Source organism: Actinoplanes sp. DH11 (assembly GCF_020873875.1).
Classification (GTDB): domain Bacteria; phylum Actinomycetota; class Actinomycetes; order Mycobacteriales; family Micromonosporaceae; genus Actinoplanes.
On the sequence record NZ_JAHWGU010000001.1, the window covers coordinates 275,146 to 294,943 of the forward strand.

Below are 19,798 nucleotides of genomic sequence, written 5' to 3' on the forward strand. Positions count from 1 at the left end.
GAGAAATACTAGCCGACGTTGCGGCCGTCGCGAAAACGGGGGACCCCAAACCGGTAAAAGTGCAGGTCAGCGAGGAATCAGCGTGAGTAGCGAGGCCTCCGGGCGGCAGGCGAAACGGATCGGGGCGGTGGGGTGGGTGCCCAATCCGGCGGAGACGTGCAGCCACGAGTCGGAGCCCGGCCAGCGGTGCAGGCCCTTCGCCATGGACAGCGGCAGGTCGCAGTTGGTGGTGAGTGCGCCGTAGAACGGCACGCAGACCTGGCCGCCGTGCGTGTGTCCGGCCAGCAGCAGGCCGAAACCGTCGGCGGACATCGCGTCCAGGACCCGGGTGGCGGGGGTGTGCGTGACACCGATGTGCAGGTCGGCGCCGCTGCTGACCGGCCCGGCCACCGAGTCGTAGTCGTCCTGGTCGATGTGCGGATCGTCGACACCGACCAGTTCGATCGAGCGGCCGCCCGCCTTCAGCGTGGTACGCGCGTTGTTCAGGTCGGCCCAGCCGGCGTCCACCAGGGCGGCCCGCAGGTCCTCGGTGGGCAGGTCGTTGCCCTGCACGTACTCCCGGTCGCCGGGCAGCACGTACTTCAGCGGGTTCTTGAAGACCGGCCCCTTGTAGTCGTTGGAGCCGAAGACGAACGCGCCGGGCAGGCTGAGCAGCGGATCCAGGGCCCGCAGCACGCCCGGCACCGCGTACGGCGAGGAGAGGTTGTCGCCGGTCACCACGACCAGGTCCGGGTCGGTGCCGATCAGCGCGGCCACCCAGTCCTGCTTGCGCCGCTGCTCGAGCATCATGTGCAGGTCGGACAGGTGCAGGATGCGCAGCGGTTCCGCATCCGGCTCGAGCACCGGGATGTCGAAGCGGCGGAGCGTGAACAGGTTGCGCTCGATGAGGGAGGCATAGGCGAACGTCGCGCCACCCAGGGCGGTCAGCGCGGCGGCGGCGGAGATAAAGGAGCGCTTACGCATGACGGCAAGGGTAGTTTCTCCGCCATGGGAACGCTGAAAGACCGCCTGAACGATGACCTGCACACCGCCATGAAGGCCCGGGACGAACTGACCACCTCCACGCTGCGGATGGCGCTGTCCGCCGTGCGCAACGCCGAGGTGGCCGGTGACGCGGCCCGCGCGCTCACCGACGACGAGGTGCTGGCGGTGCTGACCAAGGAGGCGAAGAAGCGCCGCGAGGCGGCGACCGCCTTCTCCGGCGCGGGGCGCACCGAGCAGGCGGCCAAGGAGACGGCCGAGGGCGAGGTCTTGGACCGTTACCTGCCGAAGCAGCTGACCGACGCGGAGATCACCGAGTTGGTGTCGCAGGCGCTCGCGGCCGGCGGCTTCACCGGCAAGGCGCAGATGGGCCCGGCCATGAAGGCCGCTCAGGCGGCCGTCGCGGGCCGCGCGGAGGGCGGCCGGGTGGCTGCCGAGGTCCGGCGCCAGCTGGGCTAGAACGGCTCCGGCCGCGTTCGTGCGGCCCCGGCTGAGCCGGCACCGGCCCCGGCTGCGGCTGGGCCGGAACGGACAAACGAGAGCGGGCGGGAGACCCAAGATCTCCCGCCCGCTCTTCGTGTGGTGCGTCAGTCGTTCTCGTTCTCGTTCTCGTTCTCGTTGCCGGGGCCCGGCGGCGCGGACTGGCCGGGGGCGGGCTTGTCGGCCTTCCCCTTGCTCACCTCGATGACCACGGCGCCGTTCTTGATCGTCCGGCCGGACGGGCTGGTGCCCGCCGCGGTGCCGGCCGGGCAGTCCGACTCGACGGTGGCGCCGACCGAGGCCTCGAAGCCGGCCTCCTCGATCTGGTTCCGTGCGGAAGAGACCGAGTCGCACTTCACGTTCGGGATCGAGCGCTGGTCACCGGTGGCGATCTTGTCGCTGCCCGGCTTCTTGAACTGGACCTTAGGCTTGCCCTTCATGTATGCCGCGACCGTGTGCTGCACGGCCGGGTTGATGATCGGGTGCGACATGTGGTCCTTGTGGTCCGGGTAGTCCGGGTTGACCATGTAGCCGGCGACGACGATCGACGCGGTGCCGACGACCAGCGACGCGGTCTTGTCGGCGTCGGTGGTGCCGGACTTGCCGAACACCGGGTGGCCGACGATGCTCCGGGTGGGGCCGGCGGTCGCGCCGTTGCAGGCACCGAGCTGGGCCGAGTCGCCGACCGGGCAGCGAGCCGCGTCCAGCGCGGCCCGGGCCACGTCCTTCGGGGTGGCCTGGATGCAGTGCGGCTTGCCGACGTCGATCTTCTCGCCGTCCTTGGTGGTGATCTGCTCGACCGGGGTGGGCTCGCAGTACTTGCCGTCACCGGCCAGCGTGGCGTACGCGTTCGCGATGTCCATCGGCGTGGACGCGGTCACACCCAGCGAGAACGCACCCCACTGGTCGACGCCGCCCTCCTTGGTGGTCTTCTCCAGGTCGGCCGGCTCGCGGAACTGCACACCGAAGCGCTTGGCGACCGCCACCACCTTGCCGGTGCCGACGCGCTCCTGGAGCGGGATGAAGTACGTGTTGATCGACTTCGCGAACGCGGACCACATGGTGTAGACACCGGCGCCGCCACCACCCGAGTTCTTCGGGCAGTAGAAGTGCGTCCCCTTACAGGCGGCTGGGGAGCCGCGCTGCACGATGTAGCCGGACTTGTACTGCTTCTCCGCCTTGATCGGGAAGGCGAGTGGGTAGCCCGCCTCCAGCGCCGCGATGATCGGGAAGATCTTGAACACCGAGCCGGCCTGGTAGCCGGTGATGTCGCCGCCACCGGTCAGCAGCGGGTTGGTGGTGTTCGGGTACGTGCCCCGGATGCCCTTGGCCGCCTTCTTCGGGTCCGAAGAGATCTTGTTCTTCGGGTTCTCCGGGTCGTCGAGCTTGTACTTCCGGTTCGTGGCGAGGAGGCGGACCTTGCCGTTGCCCGGCTGCACGCCGGCCAGCAGCAGCGCGTTCTTGTTGTTGTCCGACTGCCGCTCGGCGATCTCCTTGCGCGCCGCCGCCTGGCCCTTGAGGTCCAGGGTGGTGACGACCCGGTAGCCACCGCTCTTGAGGCGACGCTCCCGGTCGTACTCGTTGGCGCCGAAGGCCTCCTGGCCCAGCCACCAGCGGTAGAAGTAGTCGCAGAAGAAGCCCCAGTTGTTCTTGGCGACCCAGGCGCAGCCGGTGCCGACCGACTTGACCTTGGTGGGGATCTTCTCCTTCTTCGCCTCGTCGGCCTGCTGCTGCGTGATCGCGCCCAGCGAGACCATGGCCGGGATGATGTAGTTGTCGCGGCGGTCGCTGATCTGCTGGTGACCCGTCGCGATGGTCGGGTTGAAGCTGCTCGGCGCCTTCACCATGCCGGCGAGCATCGCGGCCTGGCCGACGGTCAGGTCCTTCGGCTTCTTGTTGAAGTAGACCTGGCTCGCGGCGAAGACACCGTAGGCCTGGTTGCCGAAGGGCGCGATGTTCAGGTAGCGCTCGAGGATCTGGTCCTTGCTGAGCTGCTTCTCGACCTGAAGCGCGTACTTCATCTCAGTGACCTTGCGCTTCGGGCTGTCCTTCGTCGCGTTGATCACGTCCTGCGGGTTGGTGGCCGAGTAGGCCAGCGACATCCGCACGTACTGCATGGTGAGGGTCGAGGCGCCCTGCTGGGTCCCGCCTTGACTGTTGCCCACGAACGCCCGGGCGACACCCTTGAGGTCGACGCCGTTGTGCTCGTAGAACTTACGGTCCTCGGCGGCGAGGATCGCGTTCTGCATGTTCTTGGAGATGTCCTTCAGCGGGACGTCGCTGCGGAACTCGTCGTAGAACTGCGAGATCTGGGTGCGCCCGTCGGACGCGTAGATCCGGGTGATCTGCGGAGAACTGAAGTCCTTGAGCTCGCTGGGCAGGCTCGCGAACGTCTGCCCACCGGCCTTTGCCGCCAAACCGGACATCGCCGCGGCGGGGAAGGCGGCGGCGGCCACGACCACGCCGGCCAGCAGGCCGCATATCAACAGCGAGGTCGCGTTCGTGAAGATGTTGTGATCGCGTCTGCGAAGCCAGGAGGTCACCCGAGCAGGGTACGCGAACAGTGCACGCGACCGCCCGTCGAGAAGGTCGTCCTCGCCCGATTTGAGTGTGACCTGTCACCCCACTCGGCGGAGCGTTTTTCGGCTTCTGCACCAAAGATGCCCCCGATCGGCCACCCTGACCTGGCCGCTATGCCCGGAACTACCGGGCTATACGTATTTGAGGGACAACGTTGCGTAATCACCCAACTACAGAGCATGATGGTCCGGCGAGACATCGCATAGGGCGTCTGCTCTGCATGGGGGACATGGGCGGCAGACGTCGGGGGGAAACAAGGGGGGACGTTTACCGATGGGGATGATCAGCGACTGGCCCAGCATGGCGGCATGTCAGAGTGGCGACCCTGACGCGCTGTTCGTGCAGGGCGCCGAGCAGAACGTGGCGAAGAGGATCTGCCGCAGCTGCCCGGTCCGCTACGAATGCCTCGCCGACGCCCTGGACAATCGCATTGAGTTCGGCGTCTGGGGAGGCATGACGGAACGCGAGCGGCGAGCGCTTCTGCGCCGCCACCCGCATGTGGCGAGCTGGCGGAAGACGTTCGAGGCCGCGCTGCGGGAGAAGGGCGCGGACAAGGTGCTCGTCTCCAGCTGATCACACGAGTGCGTCTCGCGTGATCAAGCAGCCGGTGACGCGAGCAGCGCTCCGATCGTTCGCAGCCCGTCGACGTCGTGGACGTCGGCGGGCTGCGCCGCGACGGCGGTCGTCGGCACGTCCGGGAACGCGTCGGTGAACGTCCTGGCGACCCGCGACTCCCGTTCCGACTGACGCAGCAGACTCGCGTGGATGCGCAGCACGTCGACCGTGACCGCCGAATCGCCGGCCGCCTCCAGCTCCGCGGCCGCGGCCTCGCTCTGCTCGGCGGTCAGGCCGGCCGGTTCGGTCTGGTGCATCCGGTTGAGGACCAGCCCGCTCAGTGGCATCCGCTCCGCCACCAGGCGCTCCGCGAAGTACGCCGCCTCGCGCACCGCGTCCCGCTCCGGCGCCGCGACCAGCAGGAACGCGGTCTGCGGGTCCTGCAGGATCCGGTAGGTCTGGTCGGCGCGCTGCCGGAAGCCGCCGAACATCGAGTCGAGCGCCGCGACGAAGCCGGACAGGTCGGTCAGCAACTGGGCGCCGAGGATTTTCTGCACCACCCGGGAGAACATCCCGAACGACGCGGTGACCAGGCTGAACATGCTCCGGCCGCCGGTCCGGGCCGGAGCCAGCAGCATCCGCAGCATCCGCCCGTCGAGGAACCGGGACAGCCGGGCCGGCGCGTCCAGGAAGTCGAGGGCGGACCGGGACGGCGGAGTGTCGACCACGATCAGGTCCCACTCGTCGGCGGCCCGCAGCTGGCCCAGCTTCTCCATCGCCATGTACTCCTGGGTGCCGGCGAAGGTCGAGCTCATAGCTTGGTAGAAGGGGTTCGCGAAAATCTCCGCGGCGCGCTCCGGCCGGGTGTGCTGCTCCACCACCTCGTCGAAGGTGCGCTTCATGTCCAGCATCATGGCGTGCAGCTCACCGCCGCCCGCCGGGTCGATGCCCTTCACCTGGCGTGGCGTGTTGTCCAGCTCGGTGAGGCCCATCGACTGGGCCAGCCGGCGTGCCGGGTCGATGGTGAGCACCACCGTCCGGCGCCCGTGCACCTCGGCGGCGCGCAGGCCGAGCGCGGCGGCCGTGGTGGTCTTGCCGACCCCGCCGGCGCCGCAGCACACCACGATGCGGATGGCCGGATCGGCGAGGAGTCCGTCGACGTCGAGCGGTGCAGCGGTCAAGTCAGCCACCGTTCCAGCGTAGTGCGTCTTGATCCGAGGGCCCTGGTCTTGGCTCGTCCAGTGGCGGTGGGTGAGGCGGCCGGGTGGCTGATCAAGCGTGGAGAAGCCGCGCGGCGAGATCGTCGAGACCGTCCAGGTCGACGCCGCCGGGCAGCTGTGGCAGCTCGATCATCGGGCGGCCCAGCTCGGCCAGCTCCAGCCGCAGCGACTCCTCCAGCTCCCGCCGGGTCAGATGGGCCTGCGCCTCGGCGGTGAGTTGACTCACGGTCGCCGTGGCGGCGGGCAGCCCGGCCGCGGTCAGGCCCCGCTTGACCTCCGCCTTGGTCACCTTGCCGCCGGTGAGCAGCGCCGGCCGGGCGCCGTTCACGATGATCCGGCCGACCGGGATGTGCAGGTCGGTGAGCTCGGCGATCGCGTCCAGACTCTCCTGGACCGGCATCTCCTCCAGCAGCGTCACCACGTGCACCGCGGTCATCGGCGAGCGCAGCAGGGAGGAGACGCCCTCGCTCTGCGTCTTGATCGGACCCATCTTGGCGAGCCGTGCGGTCTCCGCCGTGACGTTGAGGAAGCGACCGATCCGGCCGGTCGGCGGTGCGTCGAGCACCACCGCGTCGTAGACCCGGCGGCCGTCCTGCGCCCTGGTGGTGGCCTCCTTGACCTTGCCGGTGAGCAGCACGTCACGCAGGCCGGGGGCGATCGTGGTGGCGAAGTCGATGGCGCCGACCTTGCGCAGCGCCCGGCCGGCGGCGCCGAGCTTGTAGAACATGTCCAGGTATTCGAGGAGGGCCTCCTCGGGGTCCACGGCCAGGGCGCGGACCTCGCCGCCGCCGGTGGTGCCGGCGATCCGCTTCTCCGCGTAGGGCAGCGGGTCGAGGCCGAACAGCTGCGCGATGCCCTGGCGGCCCTCCACCTCGACCAGCAGGGTGCGCCGGCCACCGGCGGCCAGCCCGAGCGCCAGGGCGGCGGCCACGCTGGTCTTGCCGGTGCCGCCCTTGCCGGTAACCACGTGCAGTCGCTCCGGCCAGTTACGTGCTTCGCCCATGAGTCAAAGGTACGGGCTCCGGCTCAACCGGAGACCTCGCAGACCAGCCAGCCGGCCTTGCGGACGACGGTGAACTCCAGATCCTGGGCGGCCGACCTCTCGTCGCGGGTCGACAGCACGACGCGGACCGCGACCGTGGCCTCCTCCTCGCTGGTGCTGGACACGGCAGGGTCGTCCCACCGGAAGACCGCGCCGTCGTAGCCGTCCGCGTACGCGCTGATCTGGTCGACCCGCCGGGCGAGTTTCTGGTCGTCGCGCGCCTTGCGGCACACCAGGCTCTCCGCCGCGCCGGGGTCCTGCTGCGTGTAGACGGCGGTCAGGAACCGGTTGACCGCGGTGGCCGGGTCGGGGGAGCCGGGGTTGTCGGCGTCCCGGAACAGCAGGTAGGCCGAGACCGCCCCGCCGCCGCAGAGCACCAGGGTGGCTGCGAACGCCAGGCAGAGGAAGACAGTCGAGCGCCGCCGCGGGTCGCCGGGCAGCAGACGGGAGTGCCCGGCCGGTGGACCGGCCCAGATCGGTTCCGGCGGCGCCGGCGCGGAGTGCTGGAAGCCGAGGTGCTCGGGCGGCGGGTGGTGCCACTCGCCGGGTTTCTCGTGCCGGGCGTGCCAGGGCTCGTCCGGGTCCGGCTGCCGCAACGGCGTATCCGAGATCACCTGGGTGGCGTCGGGCGCCAGTTGGAGCGGGTGCTCGGCGGTCGGCTCGGACACCCCCGAGGCCGGCTCGGGCGCCCCCGCGGCGTCCGGTTCGGCCCGGTGGGCGCCCACCGCCGGCGGCGGGCTGCCGGCCGGCGGCAACGCTGCCGGCGGCTCGGCCGATTCGCTGTCGTTCCCGGTCATGTCACCTTCCGTGGTGGCACCTTCGCTCTGCGTGTGATGCGCAGTCCAGGGTAGCCACCCGGGCTGATCTCCGGGCCCTAAGCTGTGCCGATATCCGTCTGATAGGGAGAGGCCAAGTCATGCAGAAGTGGGAGTACGTGACCGTGCCCCTGCTGGTACACGCGACCAAGCAGATCCTCGACAACTGGGGCGAGGACGGCTGGGAGCTGGTCCAGGTGGTGCCCGGTCCCAATCCTGAGCAGTTGGTCGCCTACCTGAAGCGGCCGAAGTCGTGACGAGCCCGGCTCCGGTCGCCGGCGAGGGCGCCGTCGACGCGTACGCGAAGCTCGCCGAACTCGGGCTGACCCTGCCGACCGTGGTGCCGCCGCTGGCGTCCTACGTCCCGGCCGTGCAGTCCGGCAACTACGTCTACGTCTCCGGCCAGCTGCCGCTGGTCGAGGGAAAGCTGCCCCACGCCGGCAAGGTCGGCGCCGAGGTCAGCCCGGAGCAGGGCACCGAGCTGGCCCGCATCTGCGGGCTCAACGCCCTCGCCGCGATCGAGTCGCTCGTCGGACTCGGCCGGGTCGTGAAGATCGTGAAGCTGACCGGGTTCGTGGCGTCCGCACCGGGTTTCACCGGGCAGCCCGCCGTGATCAACGGGGCCTCCAACCTCTTCGGCGACGTCTTCGGCGAACAGGGCCGGCACGCCCGCAGTGCTGTCGGGGTGGCTGAACTGCCGCTCAACGCCCCCGTAGAGGTCGAGGTCATCGCCGAAGTGGCGTGATCTTGGGGGGATTCGGCCCCTTTTGGTCACCCAAGGTGATCGGAACGGACATCGTGTCTCGGCCTCCGCCCGCACTCCGACGTACGATTCGGGGCATGGGGGGTGCTGAGCCCGAGTCGGCGGAGGTCGACCGGTTACCGGGTTGGGTGACGCTGTTGCGAGCGCCCAACCCGGGGCCGATGACACTGGACGGCACCAACACCTGGATCCTGCGTGCGCCCGGCGCCGAGTACGCCACGGTGATCGACCCGGGTCCGCTGGACGAGGGGCACCTGCGGCGGATCGCCGAGCACGGCCCCTTCCAGTTCATTCTCATCACGCACGGTCATCACGACCACGTCGAGGGTGCCGACCGGCTCTCCGACCTGCTCGGCGGCACCGCCGTGCTCGCCGCCGACCCGGCGCACTGCCGGCACGGCGAGCCGCTCGACCCACGCGAGCATCTCGGTGGGAACGGATTGGAAATACAGGTCCTGGACACTCCGGGGCACACGAGGGATTCGGTGTGCTTTCTCGTCGAGTGCGGGGATGATCGCGTGGTCTTCACCGGTGACACGATCCTGGGCCGCGGGACCACGGTGGTGGCCCGGCCCGACGGCGACCTGAGCTCCTACCTGTCGAGTCTGGAGCTGCTCAGCGCGTACCACGATGTGCTGATGCTGCCCGGCCACGGACCGGCCCGCGGCGACACCGCCGAGCGCGCCCGCTTCTACCTGGAGCATCGCCGCGAGCGGCTGGCGCAGGTCCGGGCCGCGATGGCGGCCGGCGCGCGGACACCGGAGGCCGTGGTCGATCTGGTCTATCCGGACATCGATCCGAACGTCCGGTTCGCCGCCGAGTGGTCGGCGGCCGCGCAGATCGACCACCTGCTCCGGGAATCCGGCACCGGCCCCGACCGGTTGGATCCGCCGTGACCTGCTCCGTGTGCGGGACCGTCGCGGTGCCCGGCGCCCGCTTCTGCCACCACTGCGGTGCGGCGCTGCCCGATGTCGCGCTGCCCGAGGCGTCGTCGTTGCCGGCCGCCGAGCGCCGGATCGTCACCGTGCTCTTCGGCGACCTCTCCGACTTCACCTCCTGGTCGGAGGATGTCGACCCGGAGCGGGTCGGCGCGGTGACCGACCGGGTGCTGGCCGCGCTGGCCGGCGCGGTGAAGACGTTCGGCGGGCACGTGGACAAGCTGACCGGCGACGGGATCATGGCGGTCTTCGGTGCGCCGGTCGCCCACGAGGACGACGCTGAGCGTGCCGTCCGCGCCGCCCTGAGCATGCAGCGCGCGGTCCGCCGGGTGCTCGACGACGAGCGCGGCGGCGGCGCGCCGCTCGGCCTGCGCATCGGCCTCAACACCGGCGAGGTCGTCGCCGGCATGCAGGCCCGCATCGAATACACGGTCATCGGCGACACGGTGAACACCGCCGCCCGGCTGGCCGACGCGGCAGCGGTCGGCGCGGTCTACGCCGGCGAACGGACCAGCGGCGGCACCCGGCACGTCGCCTCGTGGCGTCAGCTGCGGCCGCTGCGGCTCAAGGGCAAGCGGGAGCCGGTGCCGACCTACGAGCTGCTCGGTCTGCACGACGCGCCGGGCACCCGGTCCGGCCTCGGTGACGAGGCACCGTTCGTGGGCCGCGAGATCGAGCTGGGCCGAGTTTCCAGCCGGCTCGCCGAGGCGATCGACTCCGGCAGCCCGCGGATCATGGTGATGACCGCCGAGGCCGGCATCGGCAAGTCCCGGTTCGCCGGTGAGGTGAAACGGCTCGCCGCCGGTTACGAGGGGGGCACCGGGGCCTATTCCGGGCACGGCGCCCGAGTGTTGCGGGTGCGCTGCCGGGCGTTCGGTGAGCGCCGCCGGTTCGCGCCCCTGGCCGACCTGGTCCGCAAGGCCGGTGGTCTGCCCAAGGACGTCACCGCCACGGTCGGCCGGCAGGTCGTCGAGGAGCGCCTGCGTAAACTGGCCGGCCGGCTCGGCGCGCAGTTCGACACCGACCGGCTGCTGGCCCTGCTGGGATACGGCGAGGCGCCGGCGAACCCGGGCGGCCCGACCGCGCCCGCCGACTGGCCGCCGAGCGCGAAACGGGTCGACGCCGAGGCCATCTCGATCGCGGTCGCCGACGTGCTCAACGCGCTCGCCGCGGAGGCGCCGCTCGTGGTGATCATCGACGACCTGCACGACGCCACCGCCACCACCGTCGACGCGATCGGCGGCACGCTGTCCCAGCTCGACGGGCCGACGGTGGTGCTGCTGCTGGGCCGCCCGGAGCTGGTGCGCACCGCCGGGGTGATGACCCGGCTCGCCGACGCCGAGGTGCACACCCTGCCACCGCTGCGCGGCGCCGACGCGTCGCGACTGCTCACGTCGTACCTGAACGGCGGCAAACTGCCCCAGGCGGACACCGACCGGCTGCTCGCCACCGCGCAGGGCAACCCGTTCTACCTGGCCGAGATGGTCACCCTGCTGCTGGAGCGGGGTGTGCTCGCCCCGGCCGTCGGCGCCAACGCGGTCGGGCGCTGGCACCTCGCCGCCGGTTCGCTGGACAGTCAGCTGCTCTCCCGGGACCTGGCCGCGGTGCTCGCCGCCCGCATCGACGCGTTGTCGCCCGAGCCGCGGGCCGTGCTGCGGGACGCGTCGGTCGCCGGGACCACGGTGCCCAGCGGGGTGCTGGAGGCGCTGCAGGAACGACGGGCGGCCGAGTCGCGGCCCGGTGCGGTCGCCTCGGTCGAGCTCGAGCGGACCATCGACGAGCTGCTGCAACGCCGGATGCTGCACCGGTCGCGCGGCGGCGGATACCAGTTCACCACCCCGCTGATGCGTGAGGCCGCCTACGCCGGGATCGGCAAGGCCGACCTGGCCGAGCGGCACGCCTACCTGGCGAGCTGGGCGGCGCCGGAGACGGTCCGGCAGCCCGGCCACGACGGCGCGGTCCGGCTGAACCTGACCGACAACGAGCGGGACGCGTTCATCGCCACCCACGCCGAGTGCGCGGTCGAGCTGGCCGACCAGGTGCGGCTGCGGCCCGACGCGACAGCCCGCGAGGTGGCCCCGCTGGGTGTCGCCGCGCTCGGCCGGATGGCCCGCCGCGCGCTGGCGAACATCGAACCGGCCGCCGCCATCGAGTACGCGGAACGCGCGTCCGCCCTGGTCAAGGACGGCCTCGCGCTGGCCGACCAGCTGGTGCACGCCCGCGCGCTGCTGCGCCTGGGCCGGGCCGACGACGCCCTGGCCGCCGGCAAGAAGATCACCGAGGCGGCGGCTGACGAACCGCTCTGCCGTGCCGAAGGACTGATCCTGGTCGGCCGGGCACACGAGGCCCTCGGCGACACCGGCAGCGCCGTGGCGTCGTGGCAGGAGGCGCTCGAGGTGGCGACCGAGGCGCAGCTGCTGCCGGAACGAGCGAACGCGATGCGCCGGCTCGGCATGGCCGACTTCCTGGCCGGCAAGCTGAGCCAGGCCAGCAGCCGGTTCGCGGCCGCCTACCAGGTCACGCTCGCCGCCGGCGACCGGCACGGGCAGGCCTGGGCGTTGCAGAACCTGGCCTGGGTGACCACCACCCGAGGCGACTTCGCCGGCACCGACGCGGTGCTCGGCCGGGCGGCGCGACTCTTCGCCGAACTGGGTGACCAGGTCGGCCGGGCCTGGTTGCGCGGCACCACGGCGTTCGCCCGGCTGCTCGCCGGCCGGCTCCAGGAGGCCCGCCGGCTGGCCCGGATCTTCCTGCCTTTCGGTGACCGGGTCGGGGAGGGCTGGGCGGTCGGCACGCTGCGGGTCGTCGAGGCGTACGCGGCGGCCGAGCTCGGCGACCTCGGGGCGGCCGACGGGCAGGCGCGCCGGGCGTACCGGGAGTTCAACGAGGTGTCCGACGACTGGGGCCGCGGGCTGGCACTGGTGGTCCGGGGCGCGATCGCCCGCGGGCTCGGCGAGCTCGACCATGCCAGTGACCTGCTCAGCGACGCGCTGGCGTACGCGGACCGCACCGGGCACCCGCTGCTGCTCGGGATGGCCGGCACACTGCACGGGTTCGTCGCGCTGCAGCGGGGTGACCTGGCGACCGCCGAGGCCGACGCGCAGCGGGTGATGGTCGCGGTCGAGCCGCACAACCCGCTCGCCCCGGCCCAGGTCGGCCCCCGGGTGCTGCTGGCCGAGGCGCGGACCCGGGCCGGTGACGCGCGGACCGCCATCGGGCTGCTGGCGCCGATCGCGAGTGACACGTCGACGCCGTCGCTGCTCTTCTCGCGGCGGCACGCGCTTGCGGCGTACGCGTCGGCGCTCCTTGCCGAAGGCCGGGTCGAGTCCGCCCTGACGTGGATCGAGCGGGCTCGCGAGGTGCCCGCGGAGGACGTGCGCAGCGGAGTGCTGGCGGCCATGGTGCGTGCCCGGGTGCTCGCCGCGGCCGAACGCTTCGACGAGGCGCGCGCGTCGGCCGACGAGGCGGTGCGGCTCGCCTGGTCCACCGAGCAGTCGAGTGAGCGCTCGGCGGCCGAGGAACTGCGCGACACACTGGCCCTGGCAGGTCTCGAACCGGAAACTGTCGCCTACGCGTCTGACGTGCCTGGATGATCTTCCGGCGGCCTGGCGTATTTTCTATTCCGTGACGGAGACTCCGCCTGGCGCCCTGCCCGTACCCTATGTGCCGGGAATGTCCGGATTGTCGGTCATGGCCCGCGGGGGGTACGCCACCGTGTACCGGGCCACCCAGGACTCGGTGGGCCGCGAAGTCGCCATCAAGATGGAGAACCGCACCCTCGACAACGCCCGTGACCAGGCCCGCTTCCTTCGCGAGGCGCGCGCGGCCGGCCGCATGTCGTCGCACCCGCACGTCGTCGACCTGTTCGACGTCGGCGTCACCGTCGACCAGCACCCCTACTTGATCATGGAGCTCTGCGACGGGTCGTACCTCGACCGGATGCGTGTCTCCCCGCTCACCCCCGCCGAGGCCCGCGACGTCGGCATCAAGATCGCTGACGCGCTGGTGCACTCACACGCCAACGGTGTCCTGCACCGTGACGTGAAACCGGCCAACATCCTCTACTCCCAGTTCAACTCCGCGGTCCTCGCCGACTTCGGTCTCGCCGTCCTCGGCGAGATGCGCGACTCCTCGGTCACCCTCGAAGTGCTGACCCCGGCGTACGCCCCGCCCGAGATGTTCCGCCACGAGAACCCCTCCGGCGCCGCCGACGTCTACGCGCTCTGCGCCACCCTCTACGCCGTCATGAACGGCCGGCCACCCCGCTGGGCCACCGACCGCAGTCCGAGTCTGATCACCCTGATGGATCTCTTCAACCAGCCGCTGCCGGACATCCCCGGGGTGCCGCGGACGCTCACCGAGATCCTGCGGTACGGGATGGCGAACGATCCGGGGTCGCGGCCCTCCGCCGAGCACCTGCGGGACCTGCTGAACAACCTGCAGCTCGACCCGAACCTGCCGCAGCCGCCGCCGGCGGTCTACCGGTCCACGCAGAACTTCGTGCCGCCGCGGCCGCGGCCGATCGTGCCGAACACGCCCACGCGCGAGGACGAGACGCCGACGGTCCACCAGAGTGGCCGCAAGGGATTCTTCAGCCGCTGGTTCAGCTGAGGCCGCCGGTCAGCCGCTGGTTCAGCTGAGGCCGCCGGTCAGCCGCTGGTTCAGCTGAGGCCGCCGGTCAGCCGCTGGTTCAGCTGAGGCCGCCGGTCAGCTTCGGCGACCGGGCGGTCACTCCGGGTCCAGGACGGCCAGCAATTCGCCCGTGTCGACCTCGGTGCCGGGATGGACCGGCACCGACGAGACGACGCCGGCCGCAGGGGCGTGCACCGGGTGTTCCAGCTTCATCGCCTCCAGGGTCAGCAGCAGCTCGCCGGCGCGCACCCGCTGGCCGGGAACGACCAGCACGCGGCGGACGGCGCCGGGCAGTGGGGCGATCAGGGAGCTCTCCGCCGACTCCGGTGCGGGCAGCGGGAAACGGGAGATCTCACGGAGGGTCACCGAGCCCTCGGGGCTGTCCACATATGACACGTCACCGACGCGGTGCACGAGGACGGCGAGGCGGATGCCCTGCACGTTGAGCACCACCCGGCCGGCGTCGGCGTGGACCACGACGATTGGGGGGTGTTCGTCGGAGACCGGGGCCTGACCGAGACCCGCCAGGTCGAGCTCTTCCGGGTCGACGGCGCGGACCCACCAGCCGGCGAGTTCGCCCTGCCGGTTCATCCGGTACCCGACCTCGACCGGGCCGGTCGGGCCGTCGTAGACCGCGGTCTGCGAGCCGGAGGGCACGTTGCGCCAGCCGGACGGCAGCGAGTTCAGCACGGGGGCGGCGGCACGGCGGGCGGCCGCCCCGGCCAGGGCGGCGGCCAGGCAGGAGAGGCGGACCGCGTCGACCGAGGACAGCAGCGGGGCGAAGACCTCGGGGTGCCGGTCGAGGAACCCGGTGTCGACGGCGCCGGACCGGAACGAATGGTGGCGCAGCACCCGGACCAGCAGGTCACGGTTGGAGACCACGCCGTGCAGCTGAGCCCGGGCCAGCGCGGACGCCAGCATCCGGGCCGCCTCCTGCCGGCTCGGCGCCCAGGCGATCAACTTCGCCAGCATCGGGTCGTGGTGCATGCCGATCACCGAGCCGTCGGCGGCGCCGGCGTCCAGCCGGAGACCGGGCTGGGCCAGCGGGCGGAACGAACCGGCCACATCCGGTACGGCGAACCGGTGCAACGTGCCGGCGGCGGGCAACCAGGCGTAGGCCGGGTCCTCGGCGCAGATCCGCACCTCGATGGCGTGCCCGCGGATCGGCGGCGGGCCCGGCATCGGCAGGCTGCCGCCCTCGGCGACCAGCAGCTGGAGGCGGACCAGGTCGTATCCGGACACGCACTCGGTGACCGCGTGGTCGGCCTGCAGGGTCGGGGTGAGCTCGACGAACCAGAACTTTCCGTCCCCGTCGAGCAGGAACTCCACGGCACCGGCGCCCACGTAGCCGAGGGCACGCACCACGACGATCGCGGCCCGGCAGAGGTCTTCGCGCAGCGCCGCGTCGACGGCCGGTGACGGCGTCTCCTCGACGATCTTCTGGTAGCGGCGCTGCACCGAGCACTCACGCTCGCCGAACGGGACCACCGAGCCCTGCGCGTCGGCGAGGATCGGCACCTCGATGTGGCGGGCGTTGCTGACGTACGGCTCGCAGAAGACGTCCCCGCCGACCTCGCGACGGGTCGACGCGACGGCCTCGGCCAGTGCGGCCGCGTCCCGGACGACCCGCATCCCGGTGCCGCCGGTGCCGGTCGCGGGTTTGATGAGCACCGGGAAACCGGGCACCGCGTCCGGGTCGGTGAAGGTGGGCAGCACCGGGACCCGCGCCTCGGCGACCAGGTTCTTCATCTCGGGCTTCACGCTCAGGGCGCGCAGCGTCGCCGGCGCCGGGCCGACCCAGATCATCCCGGCCTCGACCACGGCGGTGGCGAAGTCCGGGTCCTCGGCGAGCACGCCGACCCCCGGGTGCACGGCGTTGGCGCCGGACCGCTGGGCGGCCGCGATAAGCGCCTCGGTACGCAGGTAGGTCGTGGCCGGGGTGTTCCCCGGCAGCTGAACGGCATAGTCCGCCTCGTCGACGTGCGGCGCCTCGGAGTCGATGTCGGAGTAGACGGCGACCGTCTCGATGCCGACCAGCCGGCAGGTGGCGAACACCCGGCGGGCGACCTCTCCACGGTCGGCCACCAGAAGTCGTCGAATCACTGCACTACCTCTCAAGGTCGGAAAACGCCGACGTGTCCGGCACCCTCGACGGCGGCGCTGTGCACCGCGGAGAGGCAGAGGCCGAGGACCGTACGGGTGTCGCGGGGGTCGATGATGCCGTCGCCGGCGCAGATGCGGCCCTTCGCGGGCCAGCTGAAGGTGAAACGGGGTTCGCCGACGCGGTCCGGGGCGTGTTCGGCGACCGTGCCGACGGTGAGGACCAGGTGCGGCACGGTGGACCGGGACGCGGCGTGGACAAGGGGGGCGTCGTGCCTGGTGTCGGGAGGTTCGCTGTCGTCGCGGCCCGGCGAGCCGGTGTGCCGCAGGAAGAGCAGCGGGGTGGCCGTCGCGTTGGCCAGGTGCAGGAAGTGCACGGCCTTCTGCGCCTCGGCGGCCGAGCAGGGGGTGCTCGGGGTGGCGACCACCCCGACCGGATATCCGTGCAGTTCCCCCCACCCGGCCAGCAGCGTGACGGCGTTCCCGGGCTTGAACTCGTCGAAGTCGCTGTCGTCGAGGATCCGGGCCAGCACCTCGCGCGGTTCGAAGCCGGCCGGTTCGGCGGCGGCCACGGTGAGCAGGTCCTCGGCGCTGTGGCGGGGCGGCAGGGGGTGCCGGGTACGCGGCGGCGGGCCCTGTTTGCGCCAGTTGAGCCGCCGCACGCACTGGCGGGCCAGCCGCAGCCCGTCGCGTTCGTCCTCGGCGAGCTGGTCGGCGGGGCCGGCGGGACCGGCCGGGACGACCGGGGTGGCGCGCACCTCGACACCGTTCGCCGAACTGCGTACCGGCTGCGGGTGGATGGTCAGCACCTTGGCATGCCCACGCACCATGATCGTGTAGTCCGACAGCGCCGGCAGGTACGCCGCGTCACCGGTGGTGAGCCCGAATGTCACACATACGGTCGGCACCCGTTCGGGGGTCAACCGGCTCAGTTCGCGGGCGATGCCGCCGTCCGGGGTGCCGGTCCCCGCCGACTCCACCAGGTTGACAAGCGGCAGGCGGTTGACCGAGGCGATCCGCGCGGCCCGGCGGATCTTTTTGGCGGTGTACGGGTTGACCGCACCACCGTCCACGGTCGGGTCGTTGGCGATCACCACGCATTCGACGCCCTCGATGACGCCGACGCCGGTGACGACGCTCGCGCCGACCGGGTACTCGGAGCCCCAGGCCGCCGACGGCGCCAGTTCCAGGAAAGGACTGTCCTGGTCGAGCAGCATCTCGATGCGCTCGCGGGGCAGCAGTTTGCCCCGCGCGTGGTGCCGGGTCACCCACTTCTCGCCGCCGCCGGCGCGCGCCTCGTCGAGGGCGTCCTCCAGATCGGCGAGCAACTGGAGGGTGACGCTGCGACCCTCCAGGTAGGCGGGATCGCGCGGGTCCAGCGTGGTATCGAGCACGGTCATGCGGACACCCCGATGCCCGCTCCGCCCCTACCTGCGTCCAAAGCCGCGCCCTTCCCTGTCACGCCGGTGCCTCTCGGCCACCTCCGTAACGAGTGGCCTGGCGGGTGCGACACGGTGAAGCGGACACGGTGAAGGGGCTGCCCGCCAGGACAGCCCCGATCGGGAGAGGCGTCAGACGCGGGCGCGCCGCGCGAGGCGCTCCGGGTCCAGGATGATCACGCTCTTGCCGTCGAGCCGGAGCCACGCACGGGAGGCGAAGTCGGCGAGCGCCTTGTTCACCGTCTCCCGGGAAGCGCCGACCAGCTGGGCCAGCTCCTCCTGGGTGAGGTCGTGGGTGACCCGCAGCACGCCGCCGTCCCGGGTGCCGAACCGGCCGGCCATCTGCAGCAGGTTCTTCGCGACCCGGCCGGGCACGTCCGTGAAGATCAGGTCGGCGAGCGCGTCGTTGGTCCGCCGCAGCCGCCGGGCGAGCACGCGGAGCAGCTGCTCGGCGATCTCGGGCCGGTTGTTCAGCCACGGGCGCAGCGACGACTTCTTCAGCCGGGCCAGCCGGCTGTCGGTCACCGCGGTCGCCGTGGCCGTCCGCGGACCGGGGTCGAAGAGCGAGAGCTCACCCAGCATGTCCGACGGTCCCATGATCGAGACGAGGTTCTGCCGTCCGTCCGCAGCCCGGCGTCCGAGCTTGATCTTCCCGGACAGAACGATATACAGGCTGTCGCCGGCCTCGCCCTCGTTGAAGACCACGTCGCCCTTACGGACTTCGATCGTGTCCATCTCCTTGGCGAGCGCCTCTGCGGCTTCCGGGTCAACGCCCTGGAAGATTCCGCTGCGAGCCAGTACCTCATCCATCGCCGCACCTCCGAAAACGCGCAACGTCTGCGCTCGATCAGTCTAGGCGCACGCGGGCGGGAAACGGGCGGCCACCCCTTGATCCAGATACCGGACGGTAACCAGATTCGCCGTGACCGCTGGTAATAAATCGTCGGTCCGGGCAGTTCAGGACAGGCCATTCGTCGGTCGATCCCGCTTGCCAGTCGACGGTATCGTCCCGGTCGATGAATTCGCAGCCCTCGTCTCACCGCCGGCCCCGTTTAGGGCATCCAGCCCTGACTGTCACGATTGCCCTGGCGGTGCTGACCGGTGCGGGCATCGGCGGGGTCGCCCTCGCGAAACGTGACGACCCGTCCGGACCGCAGTGGGAGGCGCCGGCCGCCACACCCGCCACCACCACGACGGCCGCCACGCCCACCACCACGACCAAGGCCGGCAAACCGGTCGAGGAATCGGCCGAGGTCGAGTCGATAAGCCTCTCCGCCACCGGCGACATCGTCATGGGCAGCGCGCCGAACCGGCTGCCCACCGACGGCGGTGACGGCTTCTTCGACTCGGTGCGGAAAGGCCTCGCCGCCGACCTGGTGATGGGCAACCTGGAACAGCCGCTCACCGGCGACACCGGCACCTCCAAGTGCGGGTCGCCGCCGCGGCCCAACTGCTTCGCCTTCCGCTCACCCCCGGAATACGCCGGCCACCTCAAAGAGGCCGGCTTCCAACTGCTCAACACGGCCAACAACCACTCCAAGGACTACGGTCCGGCCGGTTACCGGAACACGGTGGCGGCGCTGGAGGACGCCGGGCTCGAGCACACCGGCGCGGAGGACCAGATCACCGTCGTGGAGGTCAAGGGCGTCCGGGTCGCGGTGGTGGGCTTCTCGCCGTACGCGGGAGCCAACAACCTGAACGACCTGGACGCGGCGGCCGCACTGGTGACGAAGGCCAAGGGCGAGGCGGACCTGGTCGTCGTGCAGGTGCACATGGGTGCCGAGGGCTCCGACAAACAGCACGTGAAGCCGGGCACCGAGCTCTACTTCGGCGAGAACCGCGGCAACCCGATCAAGTTCAGTCACACCGTGATCGACGCGGGCGCCGACCTGGTCGTCGGGCACGGCCCGCATGTGCTGCGCGGGATGGAGTTCTACAAGGGCAAGCTGATCGCCTACAGCCTGGGCAACTTCGCCGGTGGCGGCAAGACGCTGAACAGCGCCGGCGTGCTCAAGTACGCGGGAATCCTGCACGTCTCGCTCACCAAGGAGGGCAGGTACGTGAAGGGCAGCTTCCTCTCCACCTACCTGAACTCGACGGGTGTGCCGACCCGGGACAGCGCGAAGGAACGCGGACGCGCCCTCGTGGCCCAGCTCTCCGAAGACGATTTCGGCGACACGGCTGCTTCGATCGGTGACGACGGGGCGATCAAGCCCTCGGCCTGACCGCTGATGTCGCACGGCCGACGTACTC

Annotated in this window: 16 protein-coding genes; 8 read left to right on the forward strand and 8 right to left on the reverse strand. The window is 71.2% G+C overall.

All coding sequences use genetic code 11. From position 1 onward, the window contains the following. Positions 1-66 precede the first annotated feature (66 nt). On the reverse strand, positions 67-963 hold the full coding sequence (locus LPA41_RS01380) for a metallophosphoesterase (RefSeq protein WP_229067713.1): 897 nt from the start codon (positions 961-963) through the stop codon (positions 67-69). Between the two features lie 24 nt (positions 964-987). Here LPA41_RS01380 and LPA41_RS01385 point away from each other — a divergent pair, with 24 nt between their 5' ends. Beyond that, complete coding sequence (locus LPA41_RS01385; protein ID WP_229067718.1) at positions 988-1,440, forward strand: GatB/YqeY domain-containing protein; 453 nt, start codon at positions 988-990, stop codon at positions 1,438-1,440. 128 nt (positions 1,441-1,568) lie between these two features. Here the strand turns inward: LPA41_RS01385 and LPA41_RS01390 are convergent, their stop codons facing one another. Next, entirely contained in the window at positions 1,569-4,004 is a 2,436-nt protein-coding gene (locus LPA41_RS01390; protein WP_229067723.1) for a transglycosylase domain-containing protein, read from the reverse strand. Positions 4,005-4,314: 310 nt separating this feature from the next. On the opposite strand from LPA41_RS01390, the gene LPA41_RS01395 reads away from it, so the two are divergent. Next, positions 4,315-4,614, forward strand: a complete 300-nt coding sequence (locus LPA41_RS01395) for a WhiB family transcriptional regulator (protein ID WP_014447932.1) — start codon at positions 4,315-4,317, stop codon at positions 4,612-4,614. A 23-nt stretch (positions 4,615-4,637) separates the two neighbouring features. On the opposite strand, the gene LPA41_RS01400 is transcribed toward LPA41_RS01395, so the two are convergent. The 3 genes from LPA41_RS01400 to LPA41_RS01410 all read right to left on the reverse strand — a co-directional run bounded on the left by LPA41_RS01400 (position 4,638) and on the right by LPA41_RS01410 (position 7,655). Beyond that, positions 4,638-5,777: an ArsA family ATPase gene (locus tag LPA41_RS01400; RefSeq protein WP_229068085.1), complete on the reverse strand. Its 1,140-nt coding sequence runs from the start codon at positions 5,775-5,777 to the stop codon at positions 4,638-4,640. A gap of 91 nt (positions 5,778-5,868) precedes the next feature. Next, positions 5,869-6,819 (reverse strand): ArsA-related P-loop ATPase, encoded by a 951-nt coding sequence (locus tag LPA41_RS01405; protein WP_229067724.1) that lies wholly within the window; start codon positions 6,817-6,819, stop codon positions 5,869-5,871. A 23-nt stretch (positions 6,820-6,842) separates the two neighbouring features. Beyond that, positions 6,843-7,655, reverse strand: coding sequence for a hypothetical protein (locus LPA41_RS01410; protein WP_229067725.1), 813 nt, complete (start codon positions 7,653-7,655; stop codon positions 6,843-6,845). 119 nt (positions 7,656-7,774) lie between these two features. Here LPA41_RS01410 and LPA41_RS01415 point away from each other — a divergent pair, with 119 nt between their 5' ends. From LPA41_RS01415 to LPA41_RS01435, 5 genes are all read left to right on the forward strand, one after another. Then, the gene (locus LPA41_RS01415) at positions 7,775-7,930 is read left to right on the forward strand and encodes a DUF4177 domain-containing protein (protein ID WP_093619400.1); all 156 of its coding nucleotides are present in this window, start codon (positions 7,775-7,777) and stop codon (positions 7,928-7,930) included. After that, on the forward strand, positions 7,927-8,418 hold the full coding sequence (locus tag LPA41_RS01420) for a RidA family protein (protein ID WP_229067727.1): 492 nt from the start codon (positions 7,927-7,929) through the stop codon (positions 8,416-8,418). Before LPA41_RS01415 ends, LPA41_RS01420 begins: the two co-directional genes overlap by 4 nt. A 95-nt stretch (positions 8,419-8,513) precedes the next feature. After that, a complete protein-coding gene (locus LPA41_RS01425) occupies positions 8,514-9,332 on the forward strand; it encodes an MBL fold metallo-hydrolase (RefSeq protein WP_229067729.1) in 819 nt (272 codons plus the stop codon). Continuing rightward, positions 9,329-12,967 (forward strand): adenylate/guanylate cyclase domain-containing protein, encoded by a 3,639-nt coding sequence (locus tag LPA41_RS01430; RefSeq protein ID WP_229067730.1) that lies wholly within the window; start codon positions 9,329-9,331, stop codon positions 12,965-12,967. The genes LPA41_RS01425 and LPA41_RS01430 overlap by 4 nt, the downstream gene beginning before the upstream one ends. Before the next feature lie 31 nt (positions 12,968-12,998). Next, positions 12,999-13,985: a serine/threonine-protein kinase gene (locus LPA41_RS01435; protein ID WP_229067735.1), complete on the forward strand. Its 987-nt coding sequence runs from the start codon at positions 12,999-13,001 to the stop codon at positions 13,983-13,985. A gap of 117 nt (positions 13,986-14,102) precedes the next feature. Here LPA41_RS01435 and LPA41_RS01440 read toward each other — a convergent pair whose 3' ends face one another. The 3 genes from LPA41_RS01440 to LPA41_RS01450 form a co-directional block, all read right to left on the reverse strand. Beyond that, positions 14,103-16,109 carry a biotin carboxylase N-terminal domain-containing protein gene (locus tag LPA41_RS01440; RefSeq protein WP_229067737.1) on the reverse strand — a complete coding sequence of 669 codons (2,007 nt, stop codon included), beginning with the start codon at positions 16,107-16,109 and terminating at the stop codon, positions 14,103-14,105. An 11-nt stretch (positions 16,110-16,120) separates the two neighbouring features. Further along, on the reverse strand, positions 16,121-17,506 hold the full coding sequence (locus LPA41_RS01445) for a carboxyl transferase domain-containing protein (protein ID WP_229067739.1): 1,386 nt from the start codon (positions 17,504-17,506) through the stop codon (positions 16,121-16,123). 171 nt (positions 17,507-17,677) lie between these two features. Continuing rightward, the gene (locus LPA41_RS01450) at positions 17,678-18,355 is read right to left on the reverse strand and encodes a Crp/Fnr family transcriptional regulator (RefSeq protein ID WP_014447921.1); all 678 of its coding nucleotides are present in this window, start codon (positions 18,353-18,355) and stop codon (positions 17,678-17,680) included. Positions 18,356-18,561: 206 nt separating this feature from the next. On the opposite strand from LPA41_RS01450, the gene LPA41_RS01455 reads away from it, so the two are divergent. Next, positions 18,562-19,770 (forward strand): CapA family protein, encoded by a 1,209-nt coding sequence (locus LPA41_RS01455; protein ID WP_374238089.1) that lies wholly within the window; start codon positions 18,562-18,564, stop codon positions 19,768-19,770. Positions 19,771-19,798: the final 28 nt, after the last annotated feature.